Below are 15,771 nucleotides of genomic sequence, written 5' to 3' on the forward strand. Positions count from 1 at the left end.
GCTCCTTGAGTTCACTTGATGTGGTCGAAGATGACCGAGGTGGATTCGGCAGCCGCTGTCGCTTCCGGGCTTCCTGCCGGGGCGATCGCAGTTGCCCCCTCGAGGCTTTCGAGGGCTCGGTCGAAGCGCGGGGCTTCATCGGTGTACAGGGTCATGAGCGGCGCGCCGGCTTCGACGGCGTCACCGGGCTTGGCGTGCAGGCGGATGCCCGCACCGGCCTGGACAGCGTCACCCGGACGGGCGCGGCCGGCTCCCAGCCGCCACGATGCCTGGCCGACCGAAAGAGCGTCAAGGCGGGTGAGAACACCGGATTCGGCAGCCGTGACAACGTGGCTTTCGCGGCCCATCGGCAGCTTCGCGTCCGGGTCGCCGCCCTGTGCGCTGATCATCTGGCGCCACTTGTCCATGGCGCGTCCGTCCTTGAGGGCTGCGGCAACGTCGACGTCTGCCTTGCCGACCAGTGCCAGCATTTCCTGTGCCAGTGCGACGGTGAGTTCAACGACGTCGGCCGGGCCGCCGCCTGCCAGGACCTCGACGCTTTCCTCAACTTCGATCGCATTGCCAACGGCCAGGCCAAGCGGAGTGTCCATGTCGGTGATGAACGCGGATGTTGCGGTGCCGGCAGCCTTGCCGAGTTTAACCATGGTGCGGGCAAGCTCTTCGGCTTTCTGGCGGTCCTTCATGAACGCACCGGAACCCGTTTTGACGTCCAGGACGAGAGCTTCTGTGCCTTCCGCGATCTTCTTCGACATGATCGACGATGCAATGAGCGGAATCGTGTCGACAATCCCGGTGATGTCACGCAGCGCGTACAGCTTCTTGTCTGCAGGTGCCAGGCCTTCTGTGGTTTCGCAGATGATGGCGCCGACCTCGTCCAGCTGCTGCACGATGCCCTCGGTGGAAATCGCTCCGTGCCAGCCGGGAATCGCTTCGAGTTTGTCCAGCGTGCCGCCGGTGTGGCCGAGTCCGCGGCCGGACAGCTGGGGCACTGCGACATCGAACACTGCAACCAGCGGGGCCAGCGGCAGCGTGATCTTGTCGCCCACACCGCCGGTGGAGTGCTTGTCCGTGGTGGGCACTGACAGGCTGGAGAAGTCCAGCGTCTGCCCGGAGTTGATCATGGCCTGCGTCCAGCGCGTGATTTCGCGGGATTCCATGCCGTTGAGGAAGATCGCCATGCCCAGTGCCGACATCTGTTCGTCAGCGATGACACCGCGGGTGTAGGCGTCGATTGTCCAGTCGATCTGTTCGTCTGTCAGGGATTTGCCGTCGCGCTTGGCGATGATGATGTCTACGGCGTCGAACTTTTCCACGTCGCACGCTCCTCAGGGTTGCGGTTGGGTGGTTGTCGTTTCCAGGTGGTCGGGCCCGAATGCTTCGGGCAGCACAACGGACAGCGGTTGGATGCCGCTGGGCATGTCAAGCAGGAGGTCGGGGCCGCCGAATTCGTACAGCAGCTGCCGGCAGCGACCGCACGGCACAAGCTTTTTGCCTTCGCCGTCACAGCAGCTGAACGCGACGAGCTTCCCTCCCCCGGTGGCTGCCAACTGGGAAACGAGTCCGCATTCGGCGCACAGGCCCAGTCCGTACGAGGCGTTCTCGACATTGCATCCGGTGATCACTCGGCCGTCGTCGACGAGCGCTGCCACTCCGACCGGGTAGCCGGAGTACGGCGCGTAGGCGTTCTGCATGGCTTGGCGGGCCTGTTCGCGCAGGTCCTCCCACACGTGTTCGGTCACACCGCCCGGCATAGTGCCGGGCTGGCTGTCGCCGGTTTCTGACGAGGTGCCGCTTGCCTTCCCTGGCATGTGCATCACTGCTTGGAGTAGGGAATGCCTTCGGCGGCCGGTGCGCGGACTTTGCCGACGAATCCTGCCACGGCGAAGATCGTGACGATGTACGGCAGCATGAGCAGCAGGTCCGGCGGGATGGGCGAGCCGATGGCCGACAGCGAATTGCCGAGGTTCTTGGCGAACCCGAACAGCAGCGCGGCCATGAGCGCACCGCGCGGGTTCCACTTGCCGAGGATCATGGCGGCCAGGGCGATGTAGCCCTGTCCGGCGGTCATTTCCTTGCCGAATGCCAGGCCCGAGCCGACGGTGAAGAACGCGCCGCCCAGGCCGGCGATTGCGCCGGCCATGATGGTGTTGAGCACGCGGCCGCGGTTGACGTTGATGCCGACGGTGTCAGCTGCGCGCGGGTGTTCGCCGATAGCGCGCAGGCGCAGACCCCACTTGGAGTTGAACAGCGCGATCTGCAGAACGGCCACGAGGATGTACATGAGGTACACGAGGATGTTCTGGTTGAACAGCACCGGCCCGATGATCGGAATGTCCGACAGCACGGGCACGGGCAACGCCGGAAGGCGCATGGAGCGGTTCCACTGTTCCGGATTGTCCGACAGGACGGTCGAAAAGAAGAAGCTGGTCAGACCGACTACGAGGACGTTGAGGACAACACCGATGATGATCTGATCGACCCAGTAGCGCACCGCGAAGAACACCAGGACGATTGCCACGAGCACACCGCCGATCGGTGCGGCGATAAGACCTACGTAGGGGTTGCCGACAAGCGAGGCGACGACTGCTGCAACAAACGCACCGGCCAGCAGCTGGCCTTCAATTGCGATGTTGATGATGCCGGCACGTTCACCTACCAGGCCGCACATGGCACCGAAGATCAGCGGAACCGACAGGGCGAGTGCACCAGCGAGCAGCGAGGTTGCGGGGATCACGCCGGATCCGGCACCCGACCAGGCGAGGAACGCGATGACGAACAGCACGCCGACGGCAACGGGAAGCCAGTTGCCGATTGTGATGCGCTTGAGCTGACCCCAGAACGACACTCCGGCCAGGATTACCAGCAGCAGACCCAGCACAATGCCGGTGGTTTTGGCATCGACGGTGATGTTCGGGATGTGGAAGAAGTCGCCCTGCTGGCCAAGCTGGAACGTGGCCTTGCGGCCGCTTTCGGCAGCGAAGCCGAAGGCCACCAGGGCGATGAAGGCCAGGACACCGTAGACAACCGGGAACTTCCAGTCCCGCGGTGCTAGCTTCTGGGTGCTGTGAACGCTGGTCTGTGTGCTCATCGTTCCTCCCCGCCCTTGGCAGCGGCTGCTGTGGTCTGTGCGGCCTCTGCCGCTTCTGTGCTTTCGGCCTTCGCGTCGGCCGAGTCTGCCGCCGCTGCACCTGTCGAGGTGCCGCTCGACTTCGTGTCTTCACGGCGCTTCTCAATGGGCTCCGGCAGGCGGAAGATGGCCCTGACCAGCGGGGGTGCCGCAATGAGCAGGACGATGATCGACTGCACGACGAGCACGATGTCAATCGGCGTGCCGGTCTGGGCCTGCATGAGGTAGCCGCCGGCTTTGAAGCCGCCGAAGAGGATGCCGGCGAAGAACACGCCGATTGGGCGAGAACGGCCCAGAAGAGCGACCGTGATGGCGTCGAAGCCGATGGTTCCGGCGATGCCGCCGCCGACGTTGCCTTCTGTTGCCAGCACCTGGTTGGCGCCGCCGGCACCGGCCAGCGCACCGGCAATGGCCATGACGACGATCGTCACCTTCGACACTGAAATGCCCGCGGTGCGAGCTGCGGCCGGGTTCTGTCCGACCATGCGCATTTCGAAGCCGATGGTGGAGCGCTCCAGCAGCCACCAGATGATGGCAGTGGCGAGGATCGCGATGATGAAGCCGATGTGCAGGCGGAACGGATCCGGCAGGATCTTGAAGAAGTGCGCGGTCGAATCGATGTTCGCCGTCAGCGGGATCGACCCTTCTTTGTGCTTGTACCACTCCTGTTTGAGCAGGTAGGCCATGAGGTACAGCGCGATCGAGTTGAGCATGATCGTCACGATCACTTCGTTCGCACCGGTCTTGGCCTTGAGCACACCGGCAATGGATGCCCAGATGGCGCCGGCGAGCATGCCGCCGGCAAGTGCGACGATCATGTGCAGGACAACCGGCAGGTGCATCGCGTAGCCCAGGTAACCGCCGAAGACCGCACCCAAGATCACCTGACCCTGACCACCGATGTTGAACAGGCCTGAGCGGAACGCCAGTGCAATGCCGAGCGCGGTGAGGATCAGCGGGGTTCCCGACACCAGCGATTCGGTCAGCGGGCGGATCGAGCGCACAAAGGAATTCGCGTTCCAGTCGAACACGGCACCTCGGAAGAGAGCCGAATAGGCTTCGAGAACCGAGTGGAACGCGTAATAGAAGAAGTCACTGGGACGGGCGAAAATGTAGCCGGCTGCCCGCTGCACGTCAGGGTCGGCCAGGATGATGAGCACGGCACCGGCAACCAGGGCGATGACAATCGACAGGACCGATACCAGCCAGCTGCCCGACAGCAGTCCGCGGATGATGCTCTGACGCGCACTGCCCCGGGCAGTGCTGCCGGCAGTGGTCTTCTGATTCATACGATGTCCTCCTGGGCTGCCTGGCCGACCTCTGTCACAGCCGAACCGTCGGCAACGCGGGCGTTGGCTTCTTCTTCGGGCACACCGGCCATCATGAGGCCCAGAACGTCACGCGATGTGCCGCCGGGCACGGTGCCGATGATCTGACCGCGGTACATCACGGCGATCCGGTCGGCAAGGTTGAGCACTTCGTCGAGTTCTGTTGACACGATGACGCACGGGGTGCCGTTGTCACGCTCTTCGATGATCCGCTTGTGGACGAACTCGATGGAGCCGACGTCCAAACCGCGGGTGGGCTGGCTGGCCACGAGCAGACGCAGGTCGCGCCCCATTTCGCGCGACAGAACAACTTTCTGCTGGTTACCGCCGGAAAGAGTGGATATCTGGTCCTGGACTGATCCGCAGCGGATGTCGAACTGTTCAACCTTTTCCAGTGCGGCTGAGCGGATGGCAGAGGGGTTGAGGGCCAGTCCGTTGGCGTAGGGCTTCTGGTCGTACCAGTCGAGGATCATGTTCTCTTCAATCGAGAACCCGGCCACGATGCCGTCGGTCGAACGATCTTCGGGAACGAAGCCGATGCCCTTGTTGAGCCTGGCTTTGATCGATGAGGATTCGAGGTTTACACCGTCGAGCTCGATCGTTCCGGCCGCTGGAGTTTCCAGGCCGATGATCGCTTCGGCAAGTTCGGTCTGGCCGTTACCGTCGACACCGGCGATCGCCAGGATTTCGCCGCGGCGCACGTCAAGCGACACATTGTTGAGTGCGGGCAGGTTGTTCTTGTCCAGCACCGTCAGGTCCGTGACCTTGAGTGCGACGTCACCGGGTTCGGCAGGAGTCTTGTCGGATTTGAGGTTCACTTCGCGGCCGACCATGGCCGAGGCGAGCTCGGCTTCTGAGGATTCGGGGCTGACTTCGCCAACGACCTTACCGCGGCGGATGACGGTGATGGAGTCCGCAACGGCGCGGACTTCGCGAAGTTTGTGGGTGATGAACACGATCGAGGTTCCACGCTCTTTGAGCTGGCGCATGATTTCGATGAGCTCATCGGTTTCGTGCGGGGTCAGCACCGCTGTTGGTTCGTCGAGGATGAGCACCTTTGCGTCGCGGGAAAGCGCTTTGATGATCTCGACGCGCTGCTGAGCGCCGACGGGGAGATCTTCGATGTAGGCGTCCGGGTCGATGTCAAAGCCGAAGCGAGCCGAGATCTCCTTGACTTTCTCCCGGGCCTGCTTGAGGTCCAGAAGGCCGAGCGACTTGGTCGGCTCGTAGCCCAGGGCCACAGATTCCGCGACCGTGAAGACGGGAATGAGCATGAAGTGCTGGTGCACCATGCCGATGCCTGCCGCAACAGCGTCACCCGGACCCGAAAAAGACACGGGTTCGTCGTCGATGAGGATGCGGCCGGCCGTGGGCTCATACAGTCCGTAGAGGACGTTCATGAGCGTTGATTTGCCCGCACCGTTCTCGCCCAGAAGTGCGTGGATTTCGCCTGGTTCGACGACGAGGTCAATCGAATCGTTGGCGGTGAATTCACCGAACTTCTTCGTGATTCCCTCGAGGGTGAGTTTCACTGATTACTCCTCAATACGTGTGGACAGGCACGGTCCCGGCAGGAAGATTCTAACTGCACAGCGGCAGTCGCACTTCCATGCCGGGACCGGTGTCTCATTTCAGAGACCTGCGCTCAGCGCAAGGTCACTTGGGAGCGTTCTCGGTTTCGACCTTGGTCTTGCCGTCGATGATCTCCTGCTTGATCTTCTCGACACCCTGCTTGACTTCGTCCGACACCTTGTCTTCGTAGTCGTGGAACGGAGCGATCGACACGCCTTCGTTCTTGAGGTCGCCGACGTAGGGTTCGCCGGTGAACTTGTCTTCGGAGGCTTCCTTGGCGCTGTCGTAGACGGCGTTCGACATTTCCTTGAGCACCGAGGTCAGCATGAGGTCGCCGTATTCGGTGGTTTCGTAGCCGTCAGCGTCAACCCACACAAGCGAAACATCGCCGTGCTTCTTGGCGGACTCAGCGGCACCCAGGCCGACGGGGCCTGCCACGGGCATGACGATGTCAGCACCCTGCGAAATGAACTGGTCGGTCAGAGCCTGGCCCTGACCCTGGTCCGAGAAGTTTCCGACGAACGAGCCCTTCTGCTTCTCCTTGTCCCAGCCGAGCAGTTCAACCTTGCCGTCGTGGTCTTCGTTGTAGCGGTCCACACCGTCAGCGAAGCCGTCCATGAAGATCGACACGGAAGGAATCTGCATACCGCCGAAGGTTGCGACCTTGCCGGTTTCGGAAGTGCCGGCAGCAACGTAGCCGGCGAGGTAGGCGGCTTCAGCGGTGTTGAACACCAGCGGCTTGGCGTTGTCGTATTCGACGGTTTCGCCGTTTTCGTCCGCGAAGTAGGAGTCGACGAGCGCGTATTCGATGTCGCTGTTCTGTGCGGCCGACTTGCCGAGCTCAGCAGCGAGGTTGTAGCCCACACCGTAGATGATGTTGCAGCCGTTCTGCACCATGGTGTCGACGTTCTGCGAGTAGTCCGACTTGTCCTTGGATTCGGCGACTGCTTCCTGCAGGCCGAAGTCCTTCACGGCGCGGTCGAAGCCGTCCTTCGACGACTGGTTGAACGACTTGTCATCCCAACCGCCTTCGTCAGAGATGATGCATGCCTTGAAGTCAGACTTCTCGGCGTCGGCGCCGCCTTCGGGGGCTTCGCCACAGGCGGAAAGAGCGAGAGCTGCGGTCGCGAAAACGGCGACGGCAGGAGCGAGGAATTTGCGCTTCACAGTCACTTCCTTAGAACGACGCACCGTGCGAGGGGATCGATCGAAGCTCTCTAAGCACAGCTTTCTGAACAGCCCGCGCGTGATGCGTGCAGTGATATTACGCCTTCAAGAATACTGGAAGAACACCCAGGATTTCGTGAGGGGATGCTCAGCACCTAGCCGGAGACACAGCGCGCCCGGTATTGCAAGAGTCAACGGGGCGTGATCTTCAGCACACTCGCATCTCGCTATCCGAAATAGCGCCCCCGAGTTCTCGGCGTTTTCACTGATCAACACCGATTCCAAGGCTCTTTGAATCCCAAAAGACGGACAAGCTTTCAGAAATCACCGAGCTTCCCCAATTAGGATGAGGCCCATGCTTCCGGAATCCCTTAACCGCCTGTTCGACACTGCCGGAAATCAGCAGTTTCCGTCGGACTCTGAATTCAATGCGGAACTTGCGCATCTGGTTCACGCCAATATGGCGCAGACCAATCTCATTCGCACCGCGCAGGCGCATTTCGCGCGTCGTCACGGCCTCAACCTCGTTGACTTCACCGTCCTGACCGAGATCATCCACGCGACAGACGAACGCACCACCGTCACTCCCGGCTTCATCAGCGAACGCCTAGCGCTTTCGGCTTCAACCCTGACCTCGATTCTTGAGCGTCTGGTCTCCCGCCGTCTGCTGGTGCGCGAACGCGACACGGCCGACAAGCGTCGGATCGCAGTCAGCTACACGGCAGATGCCGCGAAGCTCGTCACAGACTTCTACAGCTCGGTTGGCAAAATCTACGCGGCAGCTTTCGCCGACGAGGGCAAAACAGAAGAGGCCCTCGAACTGACGCAGAAGCTCGAAGACGCCAACCGGTCCCTCTACGAATCTCTGCGCGACCGCATCCTCTGACCGCCTGCCGGCACCGGGACTCAATCCCAAGGAGCCGACAGCTCATATTCATCCAACAGCTGGGGTCCGCACCAACAGGTGCGGACCCCAGTTCTATCCCCTGCCCCAGCGGACCAGGAGGCGCAGGATCAAGCGGCAGCTTCCACCTCGGCAGCTTGGGAGTGCGGTTTGCTGGGCCACCAGATCTTGTCGCCGATCAGGGTGAACACGGCCGGCACGATGACAGTGCGCACCAGCAGCGTGTCGATCAGCACGCCGATTCCCACGATCAGGCCCAGCTGACCCAGGGTGACCAGCGGCAGCACGCCAAGAGCGGCGAAAACAGCGGCGAGGACAATGCCCGCGCTCGTAATGACCCCACCGGTGTGGGTGACCGCTTCGACCATCCCCTTCGCGGTGCCGTGCTCAGCGGCCTCGCGGCGGGCGCGGTGCACCAGGAAGATGGTGTAGTCAATGCCGAGTGCCACAAGGAACAGGAACGACAGAAGCGGAACCTGCAGGTCGAGCGCCTCGCTGCCGAGGACCACGCGGCTGAGAACCCAACCCGCACCGATCGCAGCGAGCGCACTGGCGGCGTTGATCGCCAACAGAACGAACGGGGCGAGCGCGGAGCGGGCCACGAAGAACAGCACGACGAGCGTCACTCCGAGGATCAGCGGGACGATGAGTGCGAAGTCCTGGGCGTTACCAGCACGCGCATCGACATCCGCTGCGACCTGTCCGCCGACGAGGGCATCAGCTCCGTCAACCGCGCCGACGGCTTCGCGCAGCTCATCAATCTGGGCGAGGCTCTCGTCGGTGCTCGGGCTGTAGTCGCTGGTCACCATGATCTTCGACAGACCATTGTGCGTGTCGATTTCACCGGCGCGGACGATTCCATCGCGGTCTTCCACCGCTGCTACGACGTCGTCAGCTTTGTCTTCGTTTGCCACGATCAGGATCGGCTGGGCCTCCCCTGGCGGGAAATGCTGCGACAGGGTTTCCAGACCGGCGGCGGACTCCGACTGCACGCGGAAGCGATCCAGCTGGTCAAGCCCGACCTTCACGCCGAACAGGCCGGAGGCCATGATGGCCAGCAGGGCGATGCCGGCACCGGCTGACACCAGCGGACGGCGCACAACAGCGGTCGCTACACGGCGCCACACCCCATCCCGGCGCCCCTTGGTCCCGCAGCGCGGGATCGAGGGCCAGAAGGCGCCTCGTCCGACGATGGCGAGCATCGGCGGCAGCAGAAGAAGAACACCGGCCAGAGCGGTCAGCAGACCGATTGCCGAGGTGATGCCCAGGCCGTGCGTGCCGGGAATGACGGCCAGCACCAGGGTCAGCAGGGACAGCACAACCGTGAGGTTCGAGGCGAGAATCGCACCGACTGTGTGCTTCCAGGCGACCGCCAGGGCTGCGCGGTGATCGGTGTGGCGCAGCAGCTCTTCGCGGTAGCGCGAAATGAGCAGCAGCGCATAGTTCGTGCCCGCACCGAAGACGAGCACGCTGATGATGCCGGCATCAAACTGCAGGTTCCACGCTTGGCCGGCAGCCGCGGTGAGACGGCCCGCAAGACCATCGGCCAGGCCGACCGCGATCAGCGGCACCAGCCACAGGATCGGCGAACGGTAGGTGACGATCAGCAGAACGGCGACGATCGCAATCGTCACCGCCAGCAGCGTGAAGTCCGCACCGTCGAAGGCGGCTGCAACATCCGCGCCGAAGGCCGGTCCGCCGGTGACTTCCAGTTTGAGGTCAGTCGGGCCGTGTTCGGCGACTGTGCTGCGCAAGTCCCCGATGACTTCGGCGTTCGCGGTGTTGGATTCGCCGGTCGTGATCGGCACGAGGAGCACAGCCGCTTCGCCGTCTTCGCTGAGGATAGGGTCTGAGGCCTCACCGTCATTGGATGCGGTGGTTTCGTTCAGCGTGCCGGCGAGATCTTTCAGCGCTTTCGTCTGCCTATCGGTGATTTCCCCGCCGTCGCGCGCGGTGGCCACAATGAGCACGGACTGTTCGTCCGCGCCGGGAAATTCGTCGAGCAGGGCCTGAGCCCGTTGGGACTCGGATTCGGGCGGGGCCTGTTCGCTGGCTTCGGGTGCTTTCGCCGAACCGAAAACGCCGAACAGCACTCCCATCACCACGAGCCCGATGATGAGCGTGAGCCACGAACCCTTCTTGGATGTGATTCTGTCTGCAAAGCCGTGTCGTTCCATGCTTCCAGTTCACCGAAAACACGGGGCGATTCCATCGGTGCTTCGGCTAGACCGGAGTCATACTTTTGGCTGACACGGGGTTGGCTTCAGTTGGGTTGGTGCTGCCGCCGCGGGGCGGCTGGCAGGGGGGGGCGGCTTGGCAAGGGGCGGCTGACCAGCTGCCGCGGGGCGGCTGACCAGCTGCCGCGGCCTGTTCAGCTGTCTTCGAGCAGGTCAGACAGTTCGAGCCAGCGCTCTTCGAGCTGTTCGGCTTCTTCGCGGTGGCCACGCAGCTCTTCACCGAGCGCCTGCAGGCCTTCGAAGTCGGTCTGGTCGTGTTCGCCGAGCCGTTCGAGCACCTTCTCGATTTCGCCGTTGACCCGTTCGAGCCGGCGTTCGATCGCGCCGACTTCTTTGCGCTTGGCGTGCCTCTCGGCACCGGTCAGGCCGCTGCTTTCTGAAGCTCCCGAGGTGCCGCTCCCCTGGCTCTTGGAAGCTCGGCTGCCGTTTCCGTCGTCATCGGAACCGTCGAGTTCAGCTGCCAGCTTCAGGTATTCGTCGATTCCGCCGGGCACGTGGCGCAGTGTGCCGTCGAGGATGGCGTACTGCTGATCGGTGACGCGCTCAATGAGGTAGCGGTCGTGGGACACGACGATGAGTGTGCCCGGCCAGGAGTCCATGAGGTCTTCCATGGCGGCGAGCATGTCGGCATCGACGTCGTTGGTCGGTTCGTCCAGCAGGATGACGTTGGGTTCGTCCAGCAGCAACAGCAGCAGCTGGAGGCGCTTCTTCTGTCCGCCGGAGAGATCTTCAACGTAGGAGGACAGGTGTGCCCGCTGGAAGCCCAGGCGCTCCAGAAGCTGTGCCGGGGTGTGGTCTTTGCCGTCGATTTCGAAGCTCGTCTTGGTCCGCGCCAGCACTTCGCGCACACGGTCGCGGCCGATGTCGGCAAGCTGGGAGAACTGCTGGTCGAGCACGCCGAGTTTGACGGTTTTGCCGTGTTTGATTCGCCCGTCGGTTGGCTGCAGGCTGCCGGCGATCAGCCCCAGGAGCGTTGATTTTCCAGAGCCGTTGCGGCCCAGGATTCCGGTGCGCTCACCCGGGGCGATCCGCCACGTGACATTCGTGAGCACGTAGCCGTCCGGGTAGGCGAAGGCCACGTCTTCAAGGTCGACGACGTCCTTGCCCAGGCGCGACACCGCGAGGCGTTTGAGTTCGAGTGAGTCGCGCACCGGCGGGACGTCAGCAATGAGCTGGTTGGCTGCCTCAACGCGGAACTTCGGCTTGGAGGTGCGGGCGGGAGCGCCGCGACGCAGCCAAGCGAGTTCTTTGCGCATGAGGTTCTGGCGCTTGGCTTCTGCCGCTGCGGCAAGGCGGTCACGTTCGACCCGCTGCAGGACATAGGCCGCGTAGCCGCCCTCAAACTGGTCGACCGTGCCGTCGTGGACTTCCCACGTGTCGGTGCTGACCTCATCGAGGAACCACCTGTCGTGGGTGACCACCATGAGTCCGCCTGAGTTCTTGGGCCAGCGTTTGTTGAGGTGCCCGGCCAGCCAGGCAATGCCCTCAACATCGAGGTGGTTGGTCGGTTCGTCGAGTGCCAGAACATCCCAGTCGCCGACCAACAGTGCGGCGAGCGCCACGCGTCTGCGCTGTCCGCCGGAAAGCGCGGAGACCTTCCGGTCCCAGTCAAGGTCGCCCACGAGGCCTGCGATGATGTCGCGGATGTTGGCATCGGAGGCCCATTCGTATTCGGGGCGGTCGCCCACGATTGCTGTGCCGACGGTGTCATCAGGGTTGAGGTTGTCGGTCTGGGTGAGAACTCCCACGCGCAGACCGCCGCGCTGAGTCACGCGGCCGGAATCGGGTTCCAGCTGGCCGGTCAGCAGCGCCATGAGCGTTGATTTGCCGTCGCCGTTGCGGCCGACGATGCCGATGCGGTCGCCTTCGTGGATTCCGATGGTGAGCGAATCGAAGACGGTTTTCGTGGGATAGTCCAGCGAAATGTCTTCGGCTCCGATCAGATGTGCCACGGCGCGTCCTTCCTGCAGTCAGCGGCTGAGGCGTTTCAGCCGTCGTCTCAGTCTATTGGTCGCGACCACAGACCAGCGGGGAGGTTCAGTGTTCGAGCAGACACAGTCTGCGGCGAGGCACAGCCGTACGCGAGCCGTAATCCTCAGCTCTCAGTCTTCAACTACGTGGGCTCCGGGTGCTGGGCCCGATGTGCGCACAACATTGCGCACGGACGTGCTGGCTTCGAGCATGACCGCAAGATCGAGTGCGTGAGTGTCGTCTTCGACGAGGAATGCGACCGTCGGCCCCGAACCGGACACGAGTCCCCCGAGAGCCTCGGCTTCACGGCCGGTTTCCAGCACCTCGCGCAGTTGGGGAAGCATGTCGCAGGCGGCGGCTTCGAGGTCGTTGTGGAGTGCCTCGGCCAGCTGGTGCGGATCCCCGGAGACGAAAGCGGCGACCGCGGCTTCCGCATCGAGAGTCGGGCCCGGTGCGCGACCCTCGGCGCGCATCTGATCGAGCCGACCGTAGACGTTCGGGGTTGACAGTTCGCTTGCCGAGGTTGCCAGCACCCAGTGGAACTGCGCATCGGACATGACGGTGGCGAGCTCGTCGCCGCGGCCGGTGCCGATAGCCGTGCCGCCCATGAGGGCAAACGGGACGTCCGCTCCGAGAGTCGCTGCTGTGTCGTGGAGCAGCTGCGGGTCGTCCAGGCCGATCCACGCGGCGTAGGCCACGAGCGCTGCTGCAGCGTCGGCAGAACCACCGCCCATACCGCCGGCAACCGGCACGTTCTTGTCGATGGCAATGTCGACGGGGACATGGGTGTCGGTCGCCTGCGCGAGAGCGCTCACGGCCTTCCGGGCCAGGTTCCGGTCATCACAGGGAATGGATGACGAGGAGTAGGGGCCTGCCACTGTCACCTTCGGGTTGGCGGGGTCGTCGGCTTCTGTCAGTGCGATGGTTTCGCGCACATTGAGGGCGTGGAAGACGGTGACGAGGTCGTGGTAGCCATCGTCGCCAGCCTCGCCGACGCCGAGCATTGCATTGACTTTGCCGTGAGCGGTGGCCCGGATCATGTGGCTCCTCTGATTGCTTGAGTCCACACTATCGGCTGAAGCGGATTTGTCAGGTGGAACGGGGTTTTTGTCAGGTCGAGCGGGGCCTGTGCTTCGGCTGCTTCGGCGCGGGTCAGGCTTGCGCTTCGGCGCGGGCGAGCGCGATGAAGTCTTCGATCGCGAGGGTTTCGCCGCGTGCCTGCGGGCTGATGCCTGCGGCTTCAAGAACCTTCTGAGAGGCTTCTCCCCCGCCGAATACACCGCTGAGGGCAGCACGCAGGGTTTTGCGCCGTTGCGCGAAGGCCGCGTCGATGAGCGCGAAGACGCGGTCCCGCTCAACCTGGTCGGCTCCCGGCAACGGCTGGGTGTGGCGGACGATCCGCACGAGTCCCGATCCGATGTTCGGTGCGGGCCAGAAGATGTTCTTCCCTATGTCAGAGCCTCGGGTTACGGTTCCGTACCACTGGGCTTTGAGGCTGGGCACACCGTAGACCCTGTTGCCCGGGCGGGCCGCCAGCCGGTCCGCGACTTCTGCCTGCACCATGACAAGCACATTGTCGATAGAAGGGAACTGCGCCAGGAAGTGCAGAAGCACCGGGACGGCCACGTTGTACGGCAGGTTCGCCACGAGTGCCCGCGGTTCGGCGGGCAGTTCGGTCACGTGCAGGGCGTCGCCGACCACCAGGTCGAACGCGGCGTCAGGACCGTGGAGTTCTTCTACTGTCCGCGGCAGGCGCGAGGCCAAAAGCTCATCGAGTTCGACGGCGACCACCGGGTGACCCGCCTCCAAGAGCCCCAGAGTGAGCGAGCCCAAGCCGGGCCCCACCTCGGCAACGGTGATGCCGGGTTCCAACTGTGCTTCGGCGACGATCATGCGCACCGTGTTGGGGTCGATCACGAAGTTCTGGCCGCGCTGTTTGGTGGGGCGCAGGCCCAGTGCCGCGGCGATCTCGCGCACAGTGCGGGCGGTCAGGAGGGTAGTCACGCTCCTAGCCTATAGGCTCGAGGGCATGGATCCTCAGACTGCCGCTGCCCTGCTCAACCCGGATGTGCTGGCTGTTCTCGACTCAATTGAGTACAGCCGCGCCGAGGAAATGCAGACGCAGCAGAGGCTGCGCAAGCAAGGGCTGGCACCGGAGGTTGCGGCGGCCGTCATGACTCAGGCGCAGCTGCGGGTTGAGGCACGTGCCAAGTTCGGGCCGTTTGCCGATTCCATGCTGTTCACCCGCGACGGACTGGGACAGGCCACCCGATTGCCGGTTGCTGCGATGCACGCCAAGCGGATGCACCGGGGTGGGCCTGGGCTGATTGCGGACCTCGGCTGCGGGATCGGGGCGGATGCTCTGGCTTTTGCCGGTGTGGGCGAGGCGTCCGTGTATGCGTGTGATGCTGACGAAGTCACCGCCGCACTTGCCGCATACAACCTGCGGCCGTTTGATGCGGTTGCCGAGCACGCCCGCGCTGAGGATTTCGATCTTGCTCGCGCTGATGCGCTGTGGCTGGATCCGGCGCGGCGCAGGGGGACGAACGCTGATGGTTCCGCGTTCCGTCTATCTGATCCGGAGGCTTTTTCGCCGAGTCTGTCCTGGGCGTTTGCGGCTGCCCGGCGCGTGCCGAGTGTCGGCATCAAGCTCGGCCCCGCTTTGGACCACAGTCTTGTGCCGGACGGTTGGGAGGCGCAGTGGGCCTCGCACCGGGGCGATGTTGTTGAGGTTGCGCTGTTCCACGGCCGCGCTCAGGAACGTGAGGGACGAGCTGCCCTCATCATGGGTGACGAAGGCTCTCTGACGGTGACGGAAGCTGATCTGCCAACGGACGAGGTGCCAGTCGCCGCTGTTGGCGACTACCTGTTTGAGCCGGACGGCGCTGTCATTCGGTCCGGCCTGGTGCAGGCTCTGTGCGGTCCGCTGGGTGCGCACAGAATTCATGAGTCGATTGCGTATCTGTCCGGCGATCGTCCTGCTGAAGGACCTGTTGCCCAGGCGGTTTCACAGTACCGGGTGGAGGATGTTCTGCCCGCCGGGATCAAAGCCGTGCGGGGCGCGCTGGCGGATCGCGGGATCAATCAGGTGGTCATCAAGAAGCGCGGCATGGACATTGACCCTGCCCAAGTCCGCCGCCAGCTGAAGCTGAGGCCGGCTAAGAAAGGTCAGTCGGCCAAGTCTGCTGTTGTCATCTTCACTCGCGTGGGTGACCAGCGCTGCGCCATCCTCGCCCACGAAGAGTGAGGTCGCCGGCGCAGACTTGCGCTTTAATGCAAACTCACGCGGCAATGCGGTGCACTCACGCCACGCCACATTTGCGTTTTAATGCAGACTCACGCGCAAATGCGCCGCAACAACGCGTGACTCTGCATTAAAGCGTGAATCTGCGCCGGTGGCAGGGCGAAAAGATGCTGGCCACCGCAGCCCTACCCAACACAACCCCAACCAAACCAATCAGACGC

12 protein-coding genes are annotated in these 15,771 nt (G+C 63.4%); 2 read left to right on the forward strand and 10 right to left on the reverse strand.

Annotation, left to right across the window (positions count from 1 at the left end):
- Positions 1–11 precede the first annotated feature (11 nt).
- From HMPREF3172_RS04060 to HMPREF3172_RS04085, 6 genes are all read right to left on the reverse strand, one after another.
- Complete coding sequence (locus HMPREF3172_RS04060) at positions 12–1,313, reverse strand: thymidine phosphorylase (RefSeq protein ID WP_070515636.1); 1,302 nt, start codon at positions 1,311–1,313, stop codon at positions 12–14.
- A gap of 12 nt (positions 1,314–1,325) precedes the next feature.
- Positions 1,326–1,751 carry a cytidine deaminase gene (locus HMPREF3172_RS04065; protein WP_070424496.1) on the reverse strand — a complete coding sequence of 142 codons (426 nt, stop codon included), beginning with the start codon at positions 1,749–1,751 and terminating at the stop codon, positions 1,326–1,328.
- Between the two features lie 62 nt (positions 1,752–1,813).
- Entirely contained in the window at positions 1,814–3,088 is a 1,275-nt protein-coding gene (locus HMPREF3172_RS04070) for an ABC transporter permease (RefSeq protein ID WP_062020316.1), read from the reverse strand.
- Complete coding sequence (locus HMPREF3172_RS04075; RefSeq protein WP_070515638.1) at positions 3,085–4,416, reverse strand: ABC transporter permease; 1,332 nt, start codon at positions 4,414–4,416, stop codon at positions 3,085–3,087. Before HMPREF3172_RS04075 ends, HMPREF3172_RS04070 begins: the two co-directional genes overlap by 4 nt.
- Positions 4,413–5,987, reverse strand: coding sequence for an ABC transporter ATP-binding protein (locus tag HMPREF3172_RS04080; protein WP_070515641.1), 1,575 nt, complete (start codon positions 5,985–5,987; stop codon positions 4,413–4,415). The genes HMPREF3172_RS04075 and HMPREF3172_RS04080 overlap by 4 nt, the downstream gene beginning before the upstream one ends.
- A 124-nt stretch (positions 5,988–6,111) precedes the next feature.
- Complete coding sequence (locus tag HMPREF3172_RS04085) at positions 6,112–7,194, reverse strand: BMP family lipoprotein (protein WP_070515643.1); 1,083 nt, start codon at positions 7,192–7,194, stop codon at positions 6,112–6,114.
- Between the two features lie 355 nt (positions 7,195–7,549).
- Here HMPREF3172_RS04085 and HMPREF3172_RS04090 point away from each other — a divergent pair, with 355 nt between their 5' ends.
- A complete protein-coding gene (locus tag HMPREF3172_RS04090) occupies positions 7,550–8,080 on the forward strand; it encodes a MarR family winged helix-turn-helix transcriptional regulator (protein WP_070515646.1) in 531 nt (176 codons plus the stop codon).
- Between the two features lie 128 nt (positions 8,081–8,208).
- Here HMPREF3172_RS04090 and HMPREF3172_RS04095 read toward each other — a convergent pair whose 3' ends face one another.
- The 4 genes from HMPREF3172_RS04095 to rsmA all read right to left on the reverse strand — a co-directional run bounded on the left by HMPREF3172_RS04095 (position 8,209) and on the right by rsmA (position 14,310).
- Positions 8,209–10,275, reverse strand: coding sequence for an MMPL family transporter (locus HMPREF3172_RS04095; RefSeq protein ID WP_070515648.1), 2,067 nt, complete (start codon positions 10,273–10,275; stop codon positions 8,209–8,211).
- Positions 10,276–10,469: 194 nt separating this feature from the next.
- Positions 10,470–12,287: an ABC-F family ATP-binding cassette domain-containing protein gene (locus HMPREF3172_RS04100; protein ID WP_070515650.1), complete on the reverse strand. Its 1,818-nt coding sequence runs from the start codon at positions 12,285–12,287 to the stop codon at positions 10,470–10,472.
- 150 nt (positions 12,288–12,437) lie between these two features.
- Entirely contained in the window at positions 12,438–13,373 is a 936-nt protein-coding gene (locus HMPREF3172_RS04105) for a 4-(cytidine 5'-diphospho)-2-C-methyl-D-erythritol kinase (protein WP_256173176.1), read from the reverse strand.
- 85 nt (positions 13,374–13,458) lie between these two features.
- Positions 13,459–14,310 carry a 16S rRNA (adenine(1518)-N(6)/adenine(1519)-N(6))-dimethyltransferase RsmA gene (gene rsmA, locus HMPREF3172_RS04110; RefSeq protein ID WP_070515653.1) on the reverse strand — a complete coding sequence of 284 codons (852 nt, stop codon included), beginning with the start codon at positions 14,308–14,310 and terminating at the stop codon, positions 13,459–13,461.
- A 25-nt stretch (positions 14,311–14,335) separates the two neighbouring features.
- Between rsmA and HMPREF3172_RS04115 the strand changes: the two genes are divergently transcribed.
- A complete protein-coding gene (locus HMPREF3172_RS04115) occupies positions 14,336–15,553 on the forward strand; it encodes a class I SAM-dependent methyltransferase (RefSeq protein WP_070515654.1) in 1,218 nt (405 codons plus the stop codon).
- The last annotated feature ends 218 nt before the right edge of the window (positions 15,554–15,771 follow it).

This window comes from Brevibacterium sp. HMSC08F02, from assembly GCF_001807555.1.
Lineage (GTDB): Bacteria > Actinomycetota > Actinomycetes > Actinomycetales > Brevibacteriaceae > Brevibacterium > Brevibacterium ravenspurgense.